Annotated in this window: 21 protein-coding genes; 15 read left to right on the top strand and 6 right to left on the bottom strand. The window is 42.7% G+C overall.

Annotated elements, in window-relative coordinates:
- The first annotated feature begins 30 nt into the window (after positions 1-30).
- Together ACJA3J_RS15880 and ACJA3J_RS15875 are read left to right on the top strand one after the other, a co-directional pair.
- A complete protein-coding gene (locus tag ACJA3J_RS15880) occupies positions 31-861 on the top strand; it encodes an EcsC family protein (protein WP_406944581.1) in 831 nt (276 codons plus the stop codon).
- Entirely contained in the window at positions 862-1374 is a 513-nt protein-coding gene (locus ACJA3J_RS15875) for a molybdenum cofactor biosynthesis protein B (protein ID WP_115893932.1), read from the top strand.
- Between the two features lie 23 nt (positions 1375-1397).
- Here the strand turns inward: ACJA3J_RS15875 and ACJA3J_RS15870 are convergent, their stop codons facing one another.
- Together ACJA3J_RS15870 and ACJA3J_RS15865 are read right to left on the bottom strand one after the other, a co-directional pair.
- Positions 1398-1862 (bottom strand): universal stress protein, encoded by a 465-nt coding sequence (locus ACJA3J_RS15870; protein ID WP_089650523.1) that lies wholly within the window; start codon positions 1860-1862, stop codon positions 1398-1400.
- Positions 1863-2139: 277 nt separating this feature from the next.
- Positions 2140-3447: a purine-cytosine permease family protein gene (locus ACJA3J_RS15865; protein WP_406944580.1), complete on the bottom strand. Its 1308-nt coding sequence runs from the start codon at positions 3445-3447 to the stop codon at positions 2140-2142.
- An 87-nt stretch (positions 3448-3534) separates the two neighbouring features.
- Here ACJA3J_RS15865 and ACJA3J_RS15860 point away from each other — a divergent pair, with 87 nt between their 5' ends.
- Both ACJA3J_RS15860 and ald read left to right on the top strand, forming a co-directional pair.
- Positions 3535-4293: an SDR family oxidoreductase gene (locus tag ACJA3J_RS15860; RefSeq protein WP_089650525.1), complete on the top strand. Its 759-nt coding sequence runs from the start codon at positions 3535-3537 to the stop codon at positions 4291-4293.
- Positions 4294-4436: 143 nt separating this feature from the next.
- Positions 4437-5555, top strand: coding sequence for an alanine dehydrogenase (gene ald / locus ACJA3J_RS15855; protein WP_089650526.1), 1119 nt, complete (start codon positions 4437-4439; stop codon positions 5553-5555).
- A 244-nt stretch (positions 5556-5799) separates the two neighbouring features.
- Here the strand turns inward: ald and ACJA3J_RS15850 are convergent, their stop codons facing one another.
- The gene (locus ACJA3J_RS15850) at positions 5800-6765 is read right to left on the bottom strand and encodes a bile acid:sodium symporter family protein (RefSeq protein ID WP_406944579.1); all 966 of its coding nucleotides are present in this window, start codon (positions 6763-6765) and stop codon (positions 5800-5802) included.
- A 222-nt stretch (positions 6766-6987) separates the two neighbouring features.
- Here ACJA3J_RS15850 and ACJA3J_RS15845 point away from each other — a divergent pair, with 222 nt between their 5' ends.
- The 7 genes from ACJA3J_RS15845 to ACJA3J_RS15815 all read left to right on the top strand — a co-directional run bounded on the left by ACJA3J_RS15845 (position 6988) and on the right by ACJA3J_RS15815 (position 13235).
- Entirely contained in the window at positions 6988-7500 is a 513-nt protein-coding gene (locus tag ACJA3J_RS15845) for a DUF4178 domain-containing protein (protein ID WP_406944578.1), read from the top strand.
- 12 nt (positions 7501-7512) lie between these two features.
- Complete coding sequence (locus ACJA3J_RS15840; RefSeq protein WP_089650529.1) at positions 7513-8184, top strand: PspA/IM30 family protein; 672 nt, start codon at positions 7513-7515, stop codon at positions 8182-8184.
- Between the two features lie 167 nt (positions 8185-8351).
- Positions 8352-9020, top strand: coding sequence for a DUF4247 domain-containing protein (locus tag ACJA3J_RS15835; protein WP_089650783.1), 669 nt, complete (start codon positions 8352-8354; stop codon positions 9018-9020).
- A gap of 14 nt (positions 9021-9034) precedes the next feature.
- Complete coding sequence (locus tag ACJA3J_RS15830) at positions 9035-9430, top strand: DUF350 domain-containing protein (RefSeq protein WP_089650530.1); 396 nt, start codon at positions 9035-9037, stop codon at positions 9428-9430.
- A gap of 85 nt (positions 9431-9515) precedes the next feature.
- Positions 9516-11063 (top strand): polyamine aminopropyltransferase, encoded by a 1548-nt coding sequence (locus ACJA3J_RS15825; protein WP_406944577.1) that lies wholly within the window; start codon positions 9516-9518, stop codon positions 11061-11063.
- Between the two features lie 29 nt (positions 11064-11092).
- Positions 11093-11773 (top strand): metal-dependent hydrolase, encoded by a 681-nt coding sequence (locus ACJA3J_RS15820; RefSeq protein ID WP_406944576.1) that lies wholly within the window; start codon positions 11093-11095, stop codon positions 11771-11773.
- A 148-nt stretch (positions 11774-11921) separates the two neighbouring features.
- Positions 11922-13235 carry a DRTGG domain-containing protein gene (locus ACJA3J_RS15815; protein WP_089650533.1) on the top strand — a complete coding sequence of 438 codons (1314 nt, stop codon included), beginning with the start codon at positions 11922-11924 and terminating at the stop codon, positions 13233-13235.
- 38 nt (positions 13236-13273) lie between these two features.
- On the opposite strand, the gene ACJA3J_RS15810 is transcribed toward ACJA3J_RS15815, so the two are convergent.
- A complete protein-coding gene (locus ACJA3J_RS15810) occupies positions 13274-13576 on the bottom strand; it encodes a YtpI family protein (RefSeq protein WP_089650534.1) in 303 nt (100 codons plus the stop codon).
- A gap of 119 nt (positions 13577-13695) precedes the next feature.
- Between ACJA3J_RS15810 and ACJA3J_RS15805 the strand changes: the two genes are divergently transcribed.
- Positions 13696-14655, top strand: coding sequence for a bifunctional oligoribonuclease/PAP phosphatase NrnA (locus tag ACJA3J_RS15805; protein ID WP_115893936.1), 960 nt, complete (start codon positions 13696-13698; stop codon positions 14653-14655).
- Positions 14656-14669: 14 nt separating this feature from the next.
- On the opposite strand, the gene ytrI is transcribed toward ACJA3J_RS15805, so the two are convergent.
- Together ytrI and ACJA3J_RS15795 are read right to left on the bottom strand one after the other, a co-directional pair.
- Positions 14670-15167: a sporulation membrane protein YtrI gene (gene ytrI, locus ACJA3J_RS15800; protein ID WP_089650536.1), complete on the bottom strand. Its 498-nt coding sequence runs from the start codon at positions 15165-15167 to the stop codon at positions 14670-14672.
- Complete coding sequence (locus ACJA3J_RS15795; protein WP_089650537.1) at positions 15167-15499, bottom strand: YtrH family sporulation protein; 333 nt, start codon at positions 15497-15499, stop codon at positions 15167-15169. Before ACJA3J_RS15795 ends, ytrI begins: the two co-directional genes overlap by 1 nt.
- Before the next feature lie 130 nt (positions 15500-15629).
- On the opposite strand from ACJA3J_RS15795, the gene dnaE reads away from it, so the two are divergent.
- From dnaE to ACJA3J_RS15780, 3 genes are all read left to right on the top strand, one after another.
- On the top strand, positions 15630-18980 hold the full coding sequence (gene dnaE / locus ACJA3J_RS15790) for a DNA polymerase III subunit alpha (protein ID WP_406944575.1): 3351 nt from the start codon (positions 15630-15632) through the stop codon (positions 18978-18980).
- A gap of 120 nt (positions 18981-19100) precedes the next feature.
- Positions 19101-20339: an NADP-dependent malic enzyme gene (locus ACJA3J_RS15785; protein ID WP_089650539.1), complete on the top strand. Its 1239-nt coding sequence runs from the start codon at positions 19101-19103 to the stop codon at positions 20337-20339.
- Positions 20340-20419: 80 nt separating this feature from the next.
- Positions 20420-21016 (top strand): FadR/GntR family transcriptional regulator, encoded by a 597-nt coding sequence (locus tag ACJA3J_RS15780; RefSeq protein WP_406944574.1) that lies wholly within the window; start codon positions 20420-20422, stop codon positions 21014-21016.
- Positions 21017-21058 lie beyond the last annotated feature (42 nt).

Here is a 21058-nt window from a genome sequence, read left to right as displayed (position 1 = left end):
GGTAAGAAACAAAGACGAGGAGGGAGCGCTTTGTCACACCAACGCATACGTACGGAGTTAAAGACATGGTTAGAGCAATACCAGCAGTATCAGCCGAATGATTTTGAAATGGTTTATGATCATTGGGTTCAACAAAATTTGATGAATGTGGATCCTCCAGTGAAAAAAGCATTTTTCTCAAAATTAGATGCCTGGTTCTTCCATACGCATGCTTTTTTACAAGGAACCTCCTATCAATATGAGGCTAGAGAACGAATACTAACGGTGGGAAGAATTTTTTCCAATAAGATTGAAAAAATCGAAGATATGGAGAAAGAGTTGACCGTAGAACAGTTGACCTACATAGCCGAGCAGCAGATGGCTCGGGGGAGACTTTATTCCTTTGCCCAGGGTGGCTTGACAGGAGCAGGTGGCTGGCTTTTCCTAGGGATGGATTACCCTCTGATGATGTTAATGAACCTAAGAGCCATTCAACTGATTGGTTTGACATTTGGTCATGAGATGAACCACCCTTACGAAATGATGATCTCCCTCAAAGTTTTCCATGCCGCTACCTTACCGAAAAGACTGAAAGCGAGTGCTTGGAATGATTTAATTGAAGAAGTGGAGAAGAAAGAGCACCCCTATATTTTTGCAGGTGAGGACCAATTGACAGATGAAGGTTGGATGGAACAACCGATGAAACAATGTTTCAAATCCTTATTCATCCTCATGTTCAGAAAAAAGCTCATTCAAGGTTTACCATTCATCAGTATTGCGATAGGGGCTTATTCAAACTATCATTTAACAAAACAAGTGACAGAGTTCGCCATGAAGTTTTATCAATACCGTCATCTTATGAACAAGGAAGGAGCGTCTTGATTGACCGTAGAAGAACATAAAGCAAGGGCAAGTGATTCAATTTCCTGCCTTGTACTCACAGTGAGCGACACACGCACAGAAGAAACGGACAAAAGCGGTAAGCTAATGATCGATATGCTTACAGATGAAGGGCACAAAGTGAGTGAATACCATATTGTGAAAGATGAACAAAGTCAAATTCGTGACTATATGCAACGAGGAGTGGACGACCCAAAAATCGACGCAGTTTTAATAAACGGCGGTACAGGGATGGCTAAAAGGGATGTAACGATTGAAGTGATCGAAAAGGTGCTGGATAAAGAGATGCCTGGTTTCGGAGAGATCTTCAGAATGCTTAGCTACACAGAAGATATTGGATCTGCAGCTATCTTATCCCGGGCTATCGCTGGTGTATCCGGACGAACGGCTGTTTTCTCAACCCCAGGTTCTTCTGGTGCTGTCACACTTGCGATGGATCGATTAATTCTTCCTGAACTTCCACACATCGTTGGAGAACTGAATAAAGACAAATAAAAGAGCCCCGAAACAGGGCTCTTTTATTTGTCTTGGCTTTCTTCCGTGTCATCCGGTCGAACAACAAGCACATCGCAGGTAGCGTATCTTGTTATGTGTTCGGACACACTACCGATAAAGAAACGTTCCATTGCATTTAAACCAGTTGCACCACAGATGATAAGGTCAGCATTATATTTCGGAGCGACATCTTTAGCAATTTTAACTTTTGGAGAACCGTATTCAACATCAACAACTACATTCTTCACACCGGCTTTTTCTGCTTTTTCCTGGTAGTCATTTAATAATTCGGTTGCATATTGTTCGGCACGGATCGCAAGGGATCGGTCATAAGCTTCTACGGTCGCAAAGGCTCTAGTATCCACCACGTGAGCTAAAACCAGCTTCGCCTCATTCCGGTTCGCAATGTCAATGGCTTTATTAAATGCCACTTCTGCCGTAACGGAACCGTCGACCGCCACTACAATATCTTTGTATTCAAAAGTCATGCTGGATGCCTCCTCTCTTTTCTATATCTTTATTATATCATGCCTGTTTATTGGATAGACGCTCAAGTCGCGCATAACTTTAACAATTTTTCGAAAACTAAACAAGGGAGGTGTTTACATGAAGAAACCGAAGAATCCAATCGAAAGAGAAAAAGAGATGGAACAGGAACAACAACTCATGCAGGCGATGAATGAAAGTTACCAATCTGGAAGTAAAAAAGAAGATTCACGTTAATAAAAGCCCCAACAGCCCTAAGCTGTTGGGGCAATGAAATTATTATTTTTTTATAAAAATAGGGTAAACCGTAAAGATGACCAAGAATGTTAAGAATCCTGGAGACCATTCATTCGGAAGAAGGAAATAAAGCAGGCTCCCTGCCATAATCGCTTCCATAGCTAAGCTGTTCACATAGCGTGGCTTCGTCAATAGAGTCAAATCTTCTTCACTCAAATAGTTTCTTTTTACAATGAGGTAATCACTGCAGATAACAGCTGATATCGGGATGATCAACCCGCCAAGCAAAGAGATAAATGATTCTGCTTCATTTACAAGGGCAGGGAAACCACTAAGGCACACACCTACTGAGCCGAAGGTAATGGCAGCTTGAACTCTAGAGAGTTTTGGGAAGGTATTCAAAAGGCTGAATCCCCCTGTATAAGCATTACTTACATTAATGCTGATCATGGAAATGATGGCTGTCCCTGTAATAATCGCAATAAGAAGCGGGGAATTTGTCAAGTCCGTGGAGGATACATAAGGGTTAATATCGTGAAACAGATAGGCGGATGCACAACCGATAACCGCTGTAATAAAGAAGCCGATTCCATTACCAATGAGTAATCCATAAAATCCTTGAGAAGGGGATTTTGCATACCTTGTCATATCCGCTGATGCGCTTACGCCTGATACATATTGAACAAAAGCAAGGCTTGCAAAAAAGAACATGGAGGAGAATGACCCTTCCAAGCCTGCATTTTGAAGCACCATCAGTGAATCAGGTGTTTGATTTGTAGTAAAGTAAACATACAAGATCGTTGCTTCACCCAGGAGCAATAAAGGTAAAAAATAGCTCATGGCTTGTTTTACCGCATTAAAACCAACGATCGCAAGTGTAACCATGAGAATAGAAAGTGGTATAGAATAGACCCAAAACGGGAGATCTATACCTGTTAAACGTAAGATCAGTTGTTGGATGACATAAGTGCCGCCGATGGTTTGTACACTGAACCAATAAAGGGAAGTGAGGGTTCGGATCGGTGCAGATAAATAACGGGTTCCATTTACTCCAAGAATTGTACGAAGTGCATATTGAGCCGGGATGCCAAGTCTAGCACCTGGTAAGGATAAAAAGGATACAAGTAAGAAGCCGAGGAGTGCTCCGATACTCGTGGAGATGACTCCTGTCCAGAACGAAAGTCCTCCTTCCAAGACAGCTAATGCGGGAACGAGGAAGTTTCCTGCATTCGCAGCTATGGCAATCTGCATGAAAGCAAAGCGGTACCAGGGTGTATCCCGTCTGTCGACAGGGACAGCTTCTAAACCATACTGTTCGATTACATGTTTCCGTGGTGCATAAGCTTTCAAAACGTTCACGTCCTTTCTGACCCAATCATTGTACAGAAAGGTGACTCATGTGTAAATGAAAATAGAGACTCAAGGAGGTTTGGAAAGGTGAGACATGCACTGATTACAGCTGGCACCAAGGGGCTTGGAAGAAAAGTAGCCGAGCATATGCTGAAACAAAATCATTCCATTACCGTTACATATAGAAATGACGAGGCTAAAGCCCTCTCTTTACTCGATGATTTTCCAGATGACCATGACAGAATTCAAATCATACAGGCTGATGTGACAGTGAAAGAAGATATTCATCGCCTTACAGAGAAAACATTGAAGCGCTTTGGCAGGGTGGATTATTTAATTAATAATGCCGGGCCTTATATCTTTGAACGAAAAAAACTGATGGACTACACAGAAGAGGAATGGAACTCGATGATCCGAGGAAACCTTGATGCAGTTTTTTACCTTATGAAAGCCACTGTTCCTCATATGAGAAAGCAAAATTTCGGCAGAATCATTAATTATGGGTTCCAAGGAGCTCAATCTGCTTCAGGGTGGATCTATCGTTCTGCTTTTGCTGCAGCCAAAGTTGGGCTTGTTTCCTTAACTAAAACCATTGCTTATGAAGAAGCAGAATATGGAATCACATCAAATATGATATGTCCGGGAAACATAATAGGAGAGTGGAAGGAATCTTGCATTGAGGTGAGCAGAAAAACCAAAGATGAAGAAACCCCGATTGGAAGGCCAGGAACGGGAGAAGATGTAGCACGAACCATTGATTTTTTATGTCAAGAAGACTCGGATATGATTACAGGTACGATTTATGAAGTCACCGGGGGATTGGACGTTATTCACAGACACCGGTAATGGATAAGGTAAGGATCAAATTTTGTAGTATCTTCATCACATGTAAAAGATTTGGTACAATGAAAGGGCTTTCTTAAATCTTTGGTTGAAATGCCAAGCACTATGAGAAGAAGCCATAAGTGGAACAAGGAGGTTGGATTGCGGTGAAAATAGGAGTACCAAAAGAAGTGAAAAATAATGAAAATCGTATAGCGATGACGCCTGCAGGAGTGGTCAGCTTAACCAATGCAGGACATGAAGTGTTTGTAGAAACACATGCGGGATTAGGTTCAGGATTCACCGATGATCAGTACAGAGAAGCAGGTGCTACAATCGTTGAGTCAGCTCAGAAAGCATGGAGTCAGGAAATGGTCATGAAAGTGAAAGAACCGGTTCCAGGAGAGTACGACTATTTTTATGAAGGCTTAATCTTATTTACTTACTTACACTTAGCGCCGGAATCTGAATTGACGAAAGCACTCGTAAATAAGAAAGTGATTTCAATTGCCTATGAAACCGTACAACTACCGAACGGATCATTACCGCTTTTAACACCTATGAGTGAAGTAGCAGGAAGAATGGCTTCCCAAATCGGTGCTCAATACCTTGAAAAATCAAAAGGCGGAAAAGGAATTCTTTTAGGGGGCATCCCTGGTGTACGTCGCGGGAGAGTCACAGTGATCGGCGGTGGAGTTGTAGGAACGAATGCAGCTAAAATCGCCATGGGTCTGGGAGCCGATGTCACCATTATTGACCTCAACCCTGAGCGTCTGCGTCAACTTGATGATATTTTTGGTTCTGATATCAACACGTTGATGTCAAACCCGCTTAATATTCAAGAGGCCTTGGAAGAGTCTGACCTTGTCATTGGAGCCGTCCTTATACCAGGAGCTAAAGCGCCAAGCCTTGTTACAGAAGATATGGTCAAATCGATGAAAGAAGGGTCTGTCATTGTGGATGTAGCCATCGACCAGGGAGGCATTTTCGAAACGACCGACCGAATCACCACTCATGATGATCCCACTTATGAAAAGCATGGGGTGCTTCACTATGCGGTAGCAAACATGCCGGGAGCCGTCCCGAGAACGTCCACGATCGGGTTAACGAATGTAACGGTTCCTTACGCTCTTCAGTTAGCGAATAAGGGGTACGTGAGGGCCTGTCAAGAAAACGAGGCACTCTATAAAGGTCTCAACACGCTTGACGGACATGTGACCTACAAAGCGGTCGCCGAGGCTCAAGGTCTTGAATATACAGATGCCAAGCAACTTTTTAATAAATAATGATTTAAAAAAGAGCGCGGACTCCACGTCCACGCTCTTTTCATATTTACGATACCATTCTTACACAATATGGTTGAATTGTGTAAGACTTGATTTCGAGATGTTACGGGGTTCGTTTGCCTTGCCGTTCGGCTTATGACAGTCGTCTCTCCCAGGGCGATTCCGCATTTGTACACTTTCCTGTGGGGGAGCGCCGAGCTGAAAGCAAGAGCATTTACGAAATATTGATCACTAATGGTGTTCTTTAGGCAGATTTGATGTGATTTTGGTTTGTATCTTTTGTGTCTGCATCCTTCTGTTTTCTGAAGATGGTTGCAATGATGGGACCGGAAATATTGTGCCAAACACTGAAAATGGCACTTGGCACAGCTGCGAGCGGGTTGAAGTGCACAGCTGCGAGAGAAGCTCCGAGACCAGAATTTTGCATGCCAACCTCAATGGAAATGGCTCGTTGTTTTGCCGGCTCCATGTTAAACAACTTCCCTAAACAATAGCCAGCTAAGTAACCGAGGAGGTTATGGACGACGATCGCGAATATAGCTGCCCCTGTCTCGGCAATTTGAGATTGATTGACACTCACGACTGCAGCTACGATGGCTACGATACTAATAACCGATACAAGTGGGAGGGCCTTGACCGTTGCTTGTACTTTATTCTTGAAAATAGCTTGGACAATAAGCCCTAGAAGAATCGGAATAAGAACGACCTTAACGATGGATGCGAATAGGTCTCCTGCTGAAACTGGAAGCCATTGGCTTGCAAATACCCAAACGAGTAAAGGGGTGAAAAGAGGCGCCAACAGAGTTGATACAGCTGTAATAGAAACGGAAAGGGCCGTGTCACCTTTGGAGAGATAAGTCATAACATTGGAAGAAGTTCCGCCTGGACAACATCCCACAAGAATGACACCAACCGCTACTTCTGTCGATACGGGCAGGATGGTCACTAGGAGAAAAGCGAGAAGCGGCATAAGCGTAAACTGTACCCCCACCCCGATGGCTACATCTTTCGGTCTTTTGAAAACCTCCTGGAAGTCTTGTTTAGATAGAGTCAATCCCATCCCGAACATGATAATTCCTAATAAGGGAACAATATATGGGGCAATCCATGTGAATCCTCCTGGAAGATAAAAAGATAAGGCCGCAAAAAGAAGGACCCAGACAGCGAAAGTGCTGCCTGCAAATTGACTTACTTTTTCTAATGTTTTCATCTGTTTCAACTCCTTATGTAAAAGATATTTTCTGATTATACGCTCTTTTCAGAAAAAACAAAGGTTCGAAGAACAGAAAAAAATGAAAAAAATAAGATAAGGCCGAGGATTTGAGATTCTTTTGAATCCTGCGTAAAATAAAAAGAAAAAAGATGAAACCTTTTATAAATCCGACACGTACATACAGGTACACAGGGTCACAGTTGAAGGAGAGGTGAAGATTTGGGTTTCTTTTCTAGATTGTTTTCAAAGAGTGAAAAGCAGGCACCAGAAGTGAAAGAGCGAACACCGTTGAATATCCAAGTCGGTGACATTGTCACGTACGATCTTGTGGACTATGAAGTTGTTGGTAAGATTACGTATCGGGACGGTGGTTATGAGTGGTTTTCTTATCAGCTATTGGAAGGTGATCAAACGAAATGGCTCGCTGCTGAAATGGATGATGAGCTGGAACTAGGGGTGTATGAGACGGTAAAACTCCCTGTTTCCCTGCCCTTCCCTAAAAAACTCGAATACGAGGGTAAAACCTTCTTTAAAGATGAAGAAGGAGAAGCACGCGTAACAGGAGAAGGAAGAAGCAAATACATCAATGGACGTACCTCTCGATATGCGGAGTATATTTCTGAAGATGAAGAAACATATCTAAGCCTTGAATCATGGGGCAGTGAAGTAGAAGTAAGTGTTGGGTATGACATCGAAGCATATGAAATCAAAATACTAGCAGGTTCAAAATAAGGAGGAAAAAATATGTTTAAATTTTTTAATCGTGTAAAAACAGTTGTAGGTTCTGAGTTGAACTCCATGTTGGATAAAGCAGAAGACCCTGTGAAAATGCTGGACCAATTCATGCGTGATATGGAGAACGACATCCGTGAAGCTGAAAGTGCAGTAGCGAAGCAGATTGCGAATGAAAAAATGTTGAAACGTAAATATGATGATTCTCAGGCTCTTGTGGATAAGCGTATGCAGCAGGCGGAAAAAGCCATTGAGGCAGGAAATGAAGATTTGGCTCGCCGCGCACTGGAAGATAAGAAGAACCATCAGGATCAAGCAGATCAATTCAAGGCTTCTTGGGAACGTGCTCAGCAGGATGCGAATAACCTTCGTCAAAAACTAGATGAAATGAAGAAGGAATATCAGGAAATGAAGTTGAAGAAAGATTCTTTGAAAGCACGTGCAGAGTCTGCGAAAACGCGTACTAAAATGAACCGCACCATGTCAAACATTGGTGGGGATGAGTCACGACAAGGTTTTGAACGCATGGAAGAAAAAGTCATGCACTATGAAGCGGAAGCTGAAACAAGTGAGGATATGTCCTCACAGAGCCGCTCCTTAGACGACGAATTCGAGGATTTGGATAATAAAGATAGCGTGGACAGTGAGTTAGAAGAACTGAAGAAAAAGATGAACAAAGAATAATCTCTGGTCCAACATTCGTGCCTGGCCAAGTGGTCAGGCACGGCTATTTTATGGTCTGGAAAAATAACAAAGTCCGAGTCGTGGATGGATTGTCCGTAATAGTGACGGCATCCGGCTCTAGCGCTCAGTGCAGCCTGAGCCTTTGTCCTTTGGAAGGAGGGTGTATGTTGAAAGATTATGCAGGGATCATAGTCGTAGGAATCATTGCCTTTTTCTTATTGTTCAATGTATTCGGCGGAAATGACCAAAGAGGAATGTCAGGTTCTTATACCGAAGATACATATGGTGAACTGCCCTCAGAGCCTGATCGGTCAGAGATTCTAAGTGGAATAGAAAATTCGGAAGCCAACGATATTGAATCACTGATTCAGGATCATTTCCCTCTATTGGATACGGTCAGATCCGATCAGGGCATCTCAAGAATTTATATGACAAAAGAATTGTCGTTAACCGAGGTGTCAGATTCTTTGACCTCAGTTATTCCCCCAGAAGAAATAAGTGAAAAGCAGGAAAATAAGCAAGCCCTCATTTATCCTGATCATTTTGTGATCCTCCAGGAAAGTACGGAGGAACCTGGTGTGATTACAATTGAACTTGCATCCGATGATTTTGTGAGGAATCATTATTCTCCTGGTTTCTTTAGTGGTTTATTTTTAGGATCTATCCTGAACCGTTCATTGGGGTCTAACGACTGGTATGATCGGCGAAGGGCGAATTGCCAACAAACAGGGAACTGTTATGGTGGATATGGGATGTACGGAAATTATAATTCAGGCGGAACCACTTCTATGAGAGGGTCCTCGAACCGTGGTGGAGGCCCTGGTACAGGAAAATAAAGGAGGTTATTTTAATGGAACCATTTTTGGCTACGTTAGGCTATTTTGTGATGGCGGTTGTGATTGTTGTTCTTGGATTGGTTATCTTCGAATGGTTAACTAGGCAGTATAAGGATTGGGAAGAGGTAAAGCAAGGGAATCAGGCTGTTGCAATGTCCATCGCAGGAAAAATCATCGGCATCTGCATTGTTCTGTCGTTTGCAATCTATCATAGTTTTACTGTATGGGATACGTTGATTTGGGGAGCGTACGGGGTTGTCCTTCAAATGATTGCCTACCTTTTATTTGAATTGTTCACACGTAAGTTTTCTGTTGAAACGAAATTGAAGGAAAATAACACAGCGGTCGGAATCATCACGATGGGGGTATCGATCGGTCTAGCCTTCGTTATTGGTGCGTCGATTACATAACGGCGTCAGAACAACTGAGAGAAGCCACTATGAACCATTCTCATAGTGGCTTTTTAACATACAAGTTTAAGTGGAGTGAACGAAAGTGGAAGCGAATATTAGAAAGAGTCATTTTATTTACTGGGCCTCAGGCATTGTTTCCATATGCGGCATTATATTTGAAGTGTTATTTGGGGCGCTCGGATCGTACATTCTCGGTGATGGTGTAAAGCAGTACACGTTGACGATCAGCTTGTTCCTTACCGGGATGGGGATTGGTGCGAGTATTAGTGAGAGAGTAATGAAACAATTGATCGTCACGTTCATTTGGATTGAATTCATGGTCGCACTAATCGGAGGCTTTTCAAGCTTCACGATGTTTGGTATGACGGCTTTTGCTCCTGCAGGTACAGATGCACTGTTTCTATATCTAGTAACATTTACCATTGGGGCTCTGACCGGCCTTGAGCTGCCGATTCTTATTAGAAAGGCGAATGAGATAGGTGTGGAGCTCAACAGAAGTACGGCCAGGGTGCTGTTTTCTGATTATGCCGGTGGGTTGATTGGTGGTCTCCTTTTTGCTTTCTATCTCAGACCACAAATGGGTATGGTGAAAAGCGCCTTTTTTGTTGCTTGTATTAATTTAGCTGTTGCTGTATTGGTCCTGTATTTATTCCGGTCTGAAATTAAGAGGTTCTCCGTTCATTTGACAGGGGCAATCATCATTGGAACTCTTCTTATTGGTGGGCTGTTTTTCGGTGAAGAAATGGCCTTCTCTTTCGAACAGAAGCTATATAAAGATCCCATTATTCATATGGAAGAGAGTGCTTATCAACGGATCGTACTTACAAAGGAGCAGGGAGATACACGTCTATTCTTAAACGGATCCTTGCAATTCAGTTCAACTGATGAACATCGGTATCATGAAACGCTTGTCCACCCACCCGTCGCCTTTTCTGACAAACAAGACAATGTTCTTATCCTAGGTGGGGGAGATGGGATCGCGGCTAAGGAGTTATTAAAGTATCAGGAAATCAAAGAAATTACGCTCGTTGACCTTGATCCTGCTGTCACAAACCTTGCACGAACCAATTTTCATCTGCTGCAAGTAAATAAGGGAGCTCTAGATGATCCAAGGGTTAACGTATTAAATAAAGACGCGTTCAAGTTTTTAGAGGATGCGGATCAATTTTATGATGTAATTATTATCGACCTTCCTGATCCGAATAACGAAAGTCTGAACAAACTCTATACTCGGGAATTTTATTCTTTAGTGAGAAACCATTTATCACCTGGAGGGGCAGTGATGATCCAGGCAACAAGTCCGCTTTTTGCGACAGAAGTGTACTGGACGATTGATAAAACGGTGGCCTCCACAGGACTGTACACAGAAAATTTCCATGTGGATGTTCCGAGCTTCGGAAATTGGGGATTCATTATGGCCGCAAGGGAACCGCTTGCGATTGAAGAGGTCCAATTTACTGTGGAAACTGAATTTCTGACAGAGGAAGTTTTTCAATCCATGACAGTGTTTGGAAAAGATGAAGATGGGGAAATCTTGAATGGAGAAGGCCAAGTGGTCAAGTTGGAACCCAATACCTTAATTAATCCACATCTCATTCAAAAGTATGAACAAGCTTGGCGAAACTATTGAATCAGCAAAGTTTAAAAGGAGTGTTATGGATGAAAGTTTCTTATCATGGTCATGCTGTTGTGAAAGTTGAAGCAAATGGAAAGACGATTCTTTTTGATCCGTTCATTTCGGACAACGGGAATACAGATCTGGATGCTGACCAAGTAAAAGCTGATGTGATTTTGCTCACTCATGGTCACAACGATCACGTTGGGGATACATTTGAGATTGCAAAAAGAAATGATGCACAAGTCATCGCTCCGTTCGAGTTAGCTACTTATCTTGGAAATAAAGGCCTGAACGCTCATCCTATGTATATCGGTGGAGGTCATGAATTCGAATTTGGACATGTGAAATTCACCCAAGCCTTTCATGGTTCTTCTTATCAGGAAGAGGATGGAACGATCGTGTATACAGGGATGCCTACAGGAATTTTACTAACGATTGATGGAAAGACCATTTATCACGCCGGTGACACCGGTCTATTCTCTGATATGAAGATGATTGGGGAACGTAATGATATTGACCTTGCTTTCCTTCCTATTGGCGACAATTTCACAATGGGACCATCTGATGCGCTCGTCGCTGCTGAATGGCTCCAAGCGAAACAGGTCGTGCCTGTTCACTACAACACGTTTGATTTAATTGCTCAGGACGGGGATGCATTTGCTCATGAAGTGAAACCAGGAAAAGGACATGCATTAAAGCCGGGAGAATCTATTGACCTCTAAGAATAAGAGACTCAAAGCCGTTTGTCTACTCAGGGACAAACGGCTTTTTTTCTGAAACTTCAGGAAGAAATTGCGGATCATCTGTATCAACTGTATAATAACAATTAAAAGAAATTGGATTAGTACAGTTAGAAAGTTTGGTGGGCATATGGCAACAAAACACGAACAGATCCTGGAACACATTGAATCCCTTTCGGTCGGCAGCAAAATATCTGTCAGAAGAATAGCGAAAGCATTGAATGTCAGTGAAGGTACAGCCTACAGGGCAATCAAAGAAGCGGAGAACCAGGACCTTGTCAGCACGATGGAACGTGTCGGAACCATCAGAATTGAAAAGAAGAAAAAAGAGAACATAGAAAAATTGACGTTTGCTGAAATAGTGAATGTCGTCGACGGGCAAGTCCTTGGAGGACGCGAAGGTTTATATAAAACCCTAAGTAAATTCGTCATAGGTGCGATGAAGCTTGAAGCGATGATGCGTTATACGGAAGCGGGTTCTCTTCTTATTGTAGGAAACCGGACAAATGCTCATGAGCTTGCAGTGAAAGAAGGGGCGGCTGTTTTAATTACAGGTGGATTCGATACGAGTGAAGCGGTTAAAAAGCTGGCTGATGAAAAGAAGCTTCCCGTCATTTCTACCAGTTATGATACATTTACAGTCGCAACGATGATCAATAGAGCCATCTATGATCAATTAATTAAAAAAGAAATTGTACTTGTCGATGATATTTATACTTCTTATGAGGAATCAAAGTTCTTGCAATCATCGGATGCAGTTGCCAGGTGGCATGAATTTAACACAGCCACAGGGCATAGCCGCTATCCTGTCGTAGATCAGCAGAATCGTGTGGTTGGCATCGTCACTTCAAGAGATGTAATTGGAAAGGATAAAGAGACGCGGATTGAAAAAGTCATGACACGAAACCCGATGACCGTCCATGCCAAAACCTCCCTTGCGAACGCTGCCCATGTCATGGTTTGGGAAGGGATTGAACTAATGCCCGTTGTCGATCCTTCCCATAAACTTCAAGGGATCATTTCCCGTCAGGATGTGTTGAAAGCACTGCAGCATATCCAAAGGCAGCCTCAGGTAGGCGAAACAATTGATGATCTTGCGACAAATCGCATGGAAGTCATCACAGAAGATGACTCAACCCCTGTTTGGCAAACGAAAGTAACACCTCAAATGACGAATCCTCTTGGTACGATGTCCTATGGTGTTTTCATTTCGTTAATCACAGAAGCGTCGAGTCGATTATTAAGGAAGTATAAAAAAGGCGATCTTGTTGTTGAAAACATTTCTGTCTATTTCATTAAGCCCGTTCAAATCGAAAGTGATATAGAAGTGCGGCCTCAAATTCTTGAGGTCGGAAGGAAATTTGCAAAAGTAGACATTGAGGTTCACCATGAAAAATCTATCGTTGGAAAAGCTCTTCTAATGGCACAGCTCATTGATCGATAAAAAAAGTCGCTGAACAACAGCGACTTTTTCTTAGACATTCATGATTGAGGGCTTGTGCGGTGCTTTTGAAATTCTGCCTGATAATGCTTGCTTGATTTCCATCCCAGCCGGGCTTGGAAAATACCGAAGGCAATGAATACGATACCTACAAAAAGTGAAAGTTTCGTTTGGTAGAATACATACTGGTTAATCCCAAAAAAGAAAATGAAACTTCCAAGGAATAGTTTGGATTTACTATTTAAGTATTCTTGAGTTAGAGGGTCATTGGAACGGACAATCATCACCTTGTAGTAGATATAAAGTACAAAAGAGACTAATATAAGGATCGGAAAAATAATCATTTGATCGACTCCTGCGTTTAAATTTCCCTTTTATTGTAGCTTGTTTCTTCCGAAAAGGCTACCTGTACGGAGAATTCTATAATTAAATGACACGGAAAGCAAAAGAGGAGGACTTTTTTATGAGTAAGCAAGCCATTATGAAAGCTATCAAGGATCACGAAGTTATCATCATCCATCGTCATGTCCGTCCAGACCCGGATGCCTATGGATCGCAGGCTGGTTTAGCTACATTGATTCAAGCCACTTTTCCACAAAAACAAGTATGGATCACCGGCACAGCGGAACCCTCTCTGGAGTTCCTTACTACGATGGATGAGGTGCCTGATGAAGTTTTTAAAGGAGCTCTTACAATCGTGTGTGATACTGCAAACCAGGCTCGTATCGATGATCAGCGTTATGATCAGGGAGACCTTTTAATAAAAATCGATCATCACCCAGAAGTAGATGCTTATGGAGATATCCAATGGGTGGATACAACAGCAAGCTCCACTTCAGAAATGATCTATCAATTGTACTCTGAGTTTGCAGAGGAAGGATTGGTCCTTACTGATGAGGCAGCTCGACTTCTATATGCAGGGATTGTCGGGGATACAGGGAGGTTCCTTTTTCCGAGTACGACGAAACAGACGCTGTCTTACGCAGCTAACCTTGTGAATTTTGAGTTCGATCGACCAGCGTTATATAACGAAATGTATAAGACTCCTGTTCATGTCGCCAAGCTGAAAGGATATGTTTTACAAAATTTCACCGTTAATGAAGCTGGGTATTCAACCATCCGTCTCGATCGTAAAACGTTGGATGAGTTTAACGTTTCTCCTTCGGAAACGAGTCAGCTCGTAGGTTTGCTAGGAGACGTAGAAGGAATGCTTGCGTGGGCATTTTTCGTGGAAGAAGAAGATACCATCCGTGTTCGTTTACGCTCAAAAGGGCCGGTGATAAATGGGATCGCAGCCAACCATAATGGAGGAGGGCACCCGATGGCCTCAGGCGCTTCTGCTTCTTCATGGGATGAAACCGATGAAATTGCAAAAGAACTTGAAGCGGTATGTCTGAAGTATAAGAATGAGCAGGCGGAATAAGCCTGCTCAGATTCCTATCGTTTTAATTTAATTTCGAGATGCAAATTCATGGTTTCAGAGACAATTAATCTCGTCACTTTCAACTCATAAGTGAAATCATCGACGACATAGTTTTTATTTTCAATCGTCGAGATGATGAGATCCACTTGATCAGCAACGATGGAGACATCCTTACCGGATACCGTCACCAGTTGATCTTTGACCAAAGCATCAAGCTGGTGCTGGGTCAACAGGTCGATCTCAAGTTTTTTTGCATTTGTAAACACCACGCTTATTTCTTTGACACTCATGGGCGTGCCTTCTGATCCTTGATCCTGATTGTTTAGGAGTGTTTCATATTTAGCTTCCCATTCACTTAGTCGGGCTGTCATTTCTATATGTTCTTCTGTGTATTTTTGCTGCAGTTGGCCATGAACGTAAATGAAAAAGGCATAACCAATAATCGCTCCTAAAACAAGACCCGCAAAAAAACGTCTCCATTCCTTGTTTTTATGGTAGGCTGGAAAGTGCATTACGTCACCTCATCACCCAGTAACCATTCAAAAAGAAGCAGTGCTGTTTTCACTCCACCCATGGCGGCGATAATGATCATCACTTGCTTGAAGATATCAAACGTGGAACCATCAAAGATTCCTTTTTCGAAATTGCTTATGGCATCAAATGTTCCGCCGATGGCTGCTACAATGGCCCAAATCCTCAAGCCTTTTGCTATCCGAAACATGGATGTCAAAGCGGCTTCCCCTGTTAATAAACTTCCTATACTTCCGATAATGGTTCCACCAACGATGACTCCGAACGCGATAAAGAAGCATTGAATCATGGATATGACTAAACGATCTTCCATCTTGTCCCTCTTTTCGCTGTCTGAAAATAGTCTCTTACCTAACCATTATTCTTTAAATCCTCTCTTTATGCAGAAGGCTTTCATCCAATCCCCAGAGTAGCTATAATTTACATGAAAGAAGGTGTTCGAAATGACGTTTACCCATTTGAATGTGCAATCAGGTTATAGCTTGATGAACAGTACGATTAAAATCAAGGACCTTGTACGAACAGCCAAAGAATCCGGATTTGGTGCTGTTGCCCTCACTGATCAGGATACGATGAGCGGAGCGGTCTCTTTTTATGAGGAATGTAGGAACGAAGGAATAAAGCCAATCATTGGTCTGAAGACCACTGTCATTGATCAAACACTCTCCTTTCCGATGATTTTGTTGGCGGAAACAACCGGGGGTTACCACAACCTGCTTGAAATAAGTACAATCGTTCAAACAGAAAAGGAAAACATAACACTTGAGCAATTGGCTATGTACAAAGAAGGTTTGATTTTTATCCAAATGACTTCAAGTTCTCCGTGGGCCGAGTCGATCGCTAATCGTATGACTGACAAAATAGAGACATCTAGAGAGCGCTGGGTGAATCTATTAGGAATGAATCGTTTATACCTGAGTATCCGGGATCGCGACCTCCATTCGGAACGCCAATTACATACACCTTTAAGAGAATGGGTGAGTAGGAACGGAATGAAGGTTGTGGCCATTGGAGATGTCCGTTATTTGGATCGAGGCGAGGCGGACGCTTTCCAATGTTTACGCGCGATTGATGAAGGGGGACGTTACAGCCCTGAAAACAATGATCATCATTACTATCTTAAGTCTCAAGAAGAAATGGAGCGTTTTTTTGGAGAATGGTGGCCGGAATCACTTGTAGCAACAGAGGAAATTGTGAATGCCTGCCAGGTAGATTTGGAATTGGACAGACAATTGCTCCCTACTTATCCTTCCCCAGAAAATAAAAGCTCTGATGATTACTTACGACAGCTTTGTGAATCATCATTGCCAGACAAATACGACACAAAGAGTCAACAAGCTGTGGAGAGACTAAATCATGAATTGTCTATCATCGCATCTATGGGTTTCAGCGATTATTTCTTAATTGTTTGGGATTTTATCAGTTATGCGAGGGAAAACGGCATTCACGCCGGGCCGGGGCGTGGATCTGCCGCCGGATCCATCGTCTCATATTTGCTGGGAATCACTCAGGTCGATCCGTTGGAGTATCATTTGTTATTCGAACGATTTCTCAATCCCGAAAGAATTACAATGCCGGATATAGATATTGACTTTCCGGACCATCGTAGGGACGAAGTGATCTCCTATGTAGCTGAGAAATATGGGAGTGAACATGTGGCTCAGATTTGTACATTTGGTACGTTTGCTGCCAGGAGTGTCTTGAGAGAGTTGTTCAAGGTGTTGAAAATAGATGAAAGTGATGCTTCCTTTATTCTTCATCAGATTCCTAAAACAACCGCTGCATCACTCGTGGATGTCGTGAAAAAATCGGAGGAGCTAAAAGACTACATCAGAAATTCCGATCGTTTAAAGCTGTTGTTCCGAGTAGCTACGAAGCTAGAAGGGCTTCCGCGACATGTATCGACCCATGCGGCAGGTGTTGTATTAAGTGAAGAACCACTTGTGAAATATACGGCACTCTTGAAAAGCCAAGGTCCTGTTTCATTAACCCAATATGCCATGGGAGACCTTGAAAAAGTGGGACTTCTTAAAATTGATTTTCTCGGCCTTCGGAATCTCTCTTTTCTTGAAAGAATGGAACGGAAAGTGAAACGATATCGTCAAAAGGACTTTTCAATCAGTCATATTCCGCTAAATGACGATCGAACGTTTGATCTTTTGAAAGAAGGAAGAACAAATGGGGTCTTCCAACTGGAGTCTCAAGGAATGAAAAATGTGTTGCATCGTTTAAAGCCGAGTCATTTTGAAGATGTTGTAGCTGTTAACGCTCTTTACAGACCAGGACCGATGGAATACATCCCGTTGTATATTGATAGGAAGCACGGAAGGAAAAATATTGAATATCCCCATCCAGACTTGAAGCCAATTCTTGCCCACACGTTCGGGGTATTGGTTTACCAAGAGCAAATCATGGAAGTCGCTCGTCATGTGGCGGGCTATTCATTAGGAGAAGCCGATCTATTAAGGCGAGCGGTGAGTAAAAAGCAAGCCAACGTTTTAGAAGAGGAACGGATGAGGTTCGTCCAAGGGTGTAAGGCGAAAGGCTATGATGAAACGATTGCTCACCAGTTGTTCGATTGGATTGTTAAATTCTCCAATTATGGATTTAACAGAAGCCATGCGGTCGCCTATAGCTTGATTTCATACAGATTAGCGTACATGAAAGCTCATTATCCTTCTTACTTTATGGCAGAGTTGATGAATGCTCATCTTGGAGATCATGAAAAGATGACGATGTATATTCGTGAAGCCAGAGATATGAACGTAAAAGTTAAAGCTCCATCTGTGAATAGAAGCCAAGCACTGAACCATGATGACTCAGGGGAAATCAGGATTGGAATGACGGCTGTCAAAGGGGTCGGCTACCAGGCCGCCCAAGCGATCATGGAAGAGAGAATGAAAGGACCTTTTCGGAATCTCAACGATTTTTGTTTACGTGTTGACGGGAAGGTTGTTACAAGAAAAGTTATAGAATCCCTGGTTCTTGCGGGCGCATTCGACGATCTGCACCAGAATAGAGCGAGTGTTCTTGCGAGTATCGATCAAGCTTTAGAGCAGGGGGAACTTTTTAAGGAGTTCCAAGACCAACCGGGATTCTTCGGCAATGAGTTAGATATGGAAATGGTGGAAGTGGATCCATTCCCCCCTTTGAAGCGTTTGTCGATGGAAAAAGAGGTGTTGGGCACTTACATGTCTCAACATCCATTGGGCCACCAACGGAAAGACCTCGAGGTGAAGGGGATACTTCCAATTCGAGAGGCTCACCGTTCTACTAAGAAACAAGTGGAGGTTGCCGTGGTTATTGATGGTCTCCGTGAAATACGTACGAAACGAGGCGATCCTATGGCGTTTTTGACCATTAGTGATGAAACCGCTGAGATGGATGCCGTCCTTTTTCCGGAAACTTATCGGAATATAAAAGTTTGGCTGAAAGAACAGATGCTTGTGCACTTGAAGGGGAAAGTTGATGAAAGAAAAGGACAGAAACAATTGATCATTAACCATGCTGAGCCTTTAGGTATAGATGAATATCCAGCTGATAAAAAACAACGGCTTTTTATTAAGGTGACGGAAGAACATGAACACTATTCCATTGAAAAATTGAAAAAGCTTGCTGAATATTTCCCGGGGAATACACCAATCTTCATTTTTCGATCTGAAGATCGAGTGACTTATAAACTGGATGAAACCTATTGTCTTGAAGTGAATGATGTATCGATGGGTAAATTGAATGAATTTTTCGGAGAGTCATCCGTAGCCGTCAGACCTTTGAAAGATGGAGCAGGGCATTAAAAGCTCAGCCCGGATTTTTGTATTTCTTTACACGCTATATTCATCTGTTATAATTAAGAGGTTAATGGTGGTCAGACCACCAGGGTCGGTTCACTATAAGTTTAAAAGGAGAGTGTCGTCGTGTCGAATTTAAGAGATGAAGCTTTGCACATACACCGTGTCAATAAAGGAAAACTTGAAACCCATTCAAAAGTTCCTGTCAGGAATGCTAGAGACTTGAGCCTTGCCTATTCCCCTGGAGTGGCAGAGCCTTGTAAAGAGATTTATGACCATAAAGATACGGTGTACGATTATACAATGAAGGGTAATATGGTAGCCGTCGTCAGTGATGGATCGGCTGTTCTTGGTCTGGGGAATATTGGACCTGAGGCTGCCCTGCCAGTCATGGAAGGTAAAGCTGCTTTGTTCAAAAGTTTTGCAGGAGTAGATGCATTCCCTATTTGTTTGAACACACGTGATATTGATCAGATTGTGCAGACTGTAAAGTTAATGGAACCTACTTTCGGCGGTGTGAACCTGGAAGACATCGCCGCACCCAACTGCTTCATCATCGAAGATCGACTGAAGAAAGAGACGAATATACCAATCTTCCATGACGACCAACATGGTACGGCAATCGTTACAGTAGCAGGATTAATGAATGCATTAAAAATAACTGGGAAAACCTTCTCAGAAATCAAAGTGGTAGCTAATGGGGCTGGTGCTGCTGGAATTGCGATTATTAAATTGCTCTATCATTTCGGTGTGCGTGACATCATCATGTGTGATTCCAAAGGAGCTATTTTTGAAGGCCGCGATTACGGAATGAACGATGTGAAAGATGAAATTGCTAAAATTACGAATAAAGACCGTACAGAAGGGAATCTTGAAGAGGTCATGGAAGGTGCGGATGTGTTTATTGGTGTATCCGTTGGTGGATTGCTTTCCAAAGAGACCGTATCAAAAATGAATGATGATTCTATCATCTTTGCCATGGCAAACCCTGAACCGGAAATTATGCCTGAAGATGCAAAGGAAGCTGGAGCGCGTGTCATCGGAACTGGTCGTTCAGACTTCCCTAACCAGGTAAATAATGTGCTGGCATTTCCGGGAATCTTCCGCGGTGCGTTGGACGTAAGAGCGACTAGAATTAATGAAAAAATGAAAATTGCAGCAGCTGAAGCCATCGCCTCCTTAGTAAGTGAGGATGAGTTGAGTGAAGACTACGTCATTCCTGCACCATTCGATCCGCGAGTGGCGCCAGCCGTTGCTGCAAGCGTAGCAAAAGCGGCGATGGAGTCTGGGGTTGCCCGTCATCACGTAGATCCAGAAGAAGTTGCAGAAAAAACTAGACAACTGACATTAATTGATGAAGATTGATATGAGATGGGGAAGCTTTTCGGTTTCTCCTTCTACATAACTTGGTTGTGGTTAGAGATGAAAAGAGGTGTCCGTATAACGTGGCCCAGGAGCAGCGAGGGAAAGTTTATGAAGGGGTTCTTCAACAGTTGAAATCTTACATTGAAGAGCATCGGTTGAAGCCTGGTGATAAGCTCCCGTCAGAACGAGAGTTAAGTGAACAATTGAATGTAGGTAGGTCCTCAATCCGGGAAGCCTTCCGGGCGATGGAGCTTTTGGGATTAATTGAAACAAGAAGAGGTGAGGGCACCTATATGAGAGCCTATCGCCCTTACCATATGGTCGAGCTGCTATCCAACTTCTTACTTAATGAATCGAGGACCAAGAGTGAATTGATGACCGCTAAACAAATGATTGAAAAAGAAGTACTGCTTTTGTTGAACGGGAATTTAGACAGCCGGAATAGGAGCGACATAAGAGCGATCATTTCTGACCATTCATACGCTCAAAGGCATCAAAAGCTATTTGAATATTTATTCAGCCTTTGTGATCAACCTCTCCTTCTGTCGATGTGGCAATTCATCTCAGGATTTACCCACACTGTCCATGATGTAAGCTATTCTGATGATTGGTATGAAGAATTGGTTACCGTCATGGAGGAAGAAGATACAATGAAAATTATACGTCTATTTCAATGATCGTATCGTGTCGAATCTATTTCGACAGAATGAGTCATATTA

It is taken from the genome of Halobacillus sp. SY10 (genome assembly GCF_045401165.1).
Taxonomy (GTDB): Bacteria; Bacillota; Bacilli; order Bacillales; family Halobacillaceae; genus Halobacillus; species Halobacillus aidingensis.
Note: the sequence above shows the minus strand (reverse complement) of the source record. Positions and strands in the feature narration are given on the sequence as shown.

Coding starts and splice junctions, on each gene's coding strand:
- ACJA3J_RS15795 (WP_089650537.1), bottom strand. CDS start 15,499: ATGGAAGATCGTTTAGTCATATCCATGATTCAATGCTTCTTTATCGCG.
- ACJA3J_RS15850 (WP_406944579.1), bottom strand. CDS start 6,765: ATGAAAACATTAGAAAAAGTAAGTCAATTTGCAGGCAGCACTTTCGCT.
- ACJA3J_RS15815 (WP_089650533.1), top strand. CDS start 11,922: ATGGCAACAAAACACGAACAGATCCTGGAACACATTGAATCCCTTTCG.
- ACJA3J_RS15805 (WP_115893936.1), top strand. CDS start 13,696: ATGAGTAAGCAAGCCATTATGAAAGCTATCAAGGATCACGAAGTTATC.
- ACJA3J_RS15840 (WP_089650529.1), top strand. CDS start 7,513: ATGTTTAAATTTTTTAATCGTGTAAAAACAGTTGTAGGTTCTGAGTTG.
- ACJA3J_RS15810 (WP_089650534.1), bottom strand. CDS start 13,576: ATGATTATTTTTCCGATCCTTATATTAGTCTCTTTTGTACTTTATATC.
- dnaE (WP_406944575.1), top strand. CDS start 15,630: ATGACGTTTACCCATTTGAATGTGCAATCAGGTTATAGCTTGATGAAC.
- ACJA3J_RS15830 (WP_089650530.1), top strand. CDS start 9,035: ATGGAACCATTTTTGGCTACGTTAGGCTATTTTGTGATGGCGGTTGTG.
- ytrI (WP_089650536.1), bottom strand. CDS start 15,167: ATGCACTTTCCAGCCTACCATAAAAACAAGGAATGGAGACGTTTTTTT.
- ACJA3J_RS15820 (WP_406944576.1), top strand. CDS start 11,093: ATGAAAGTTTCTTATCATGGTCATGCTGTTGTGAAAGTTGAAGCAAAT.
- ACJA3J_RS15870 (WP_089650523.1), bottom strand. CDS start 1,862: ATGACTTTTGAATACAAAGATATTGTAGTGGCGGTCGACGGTTCCGTT.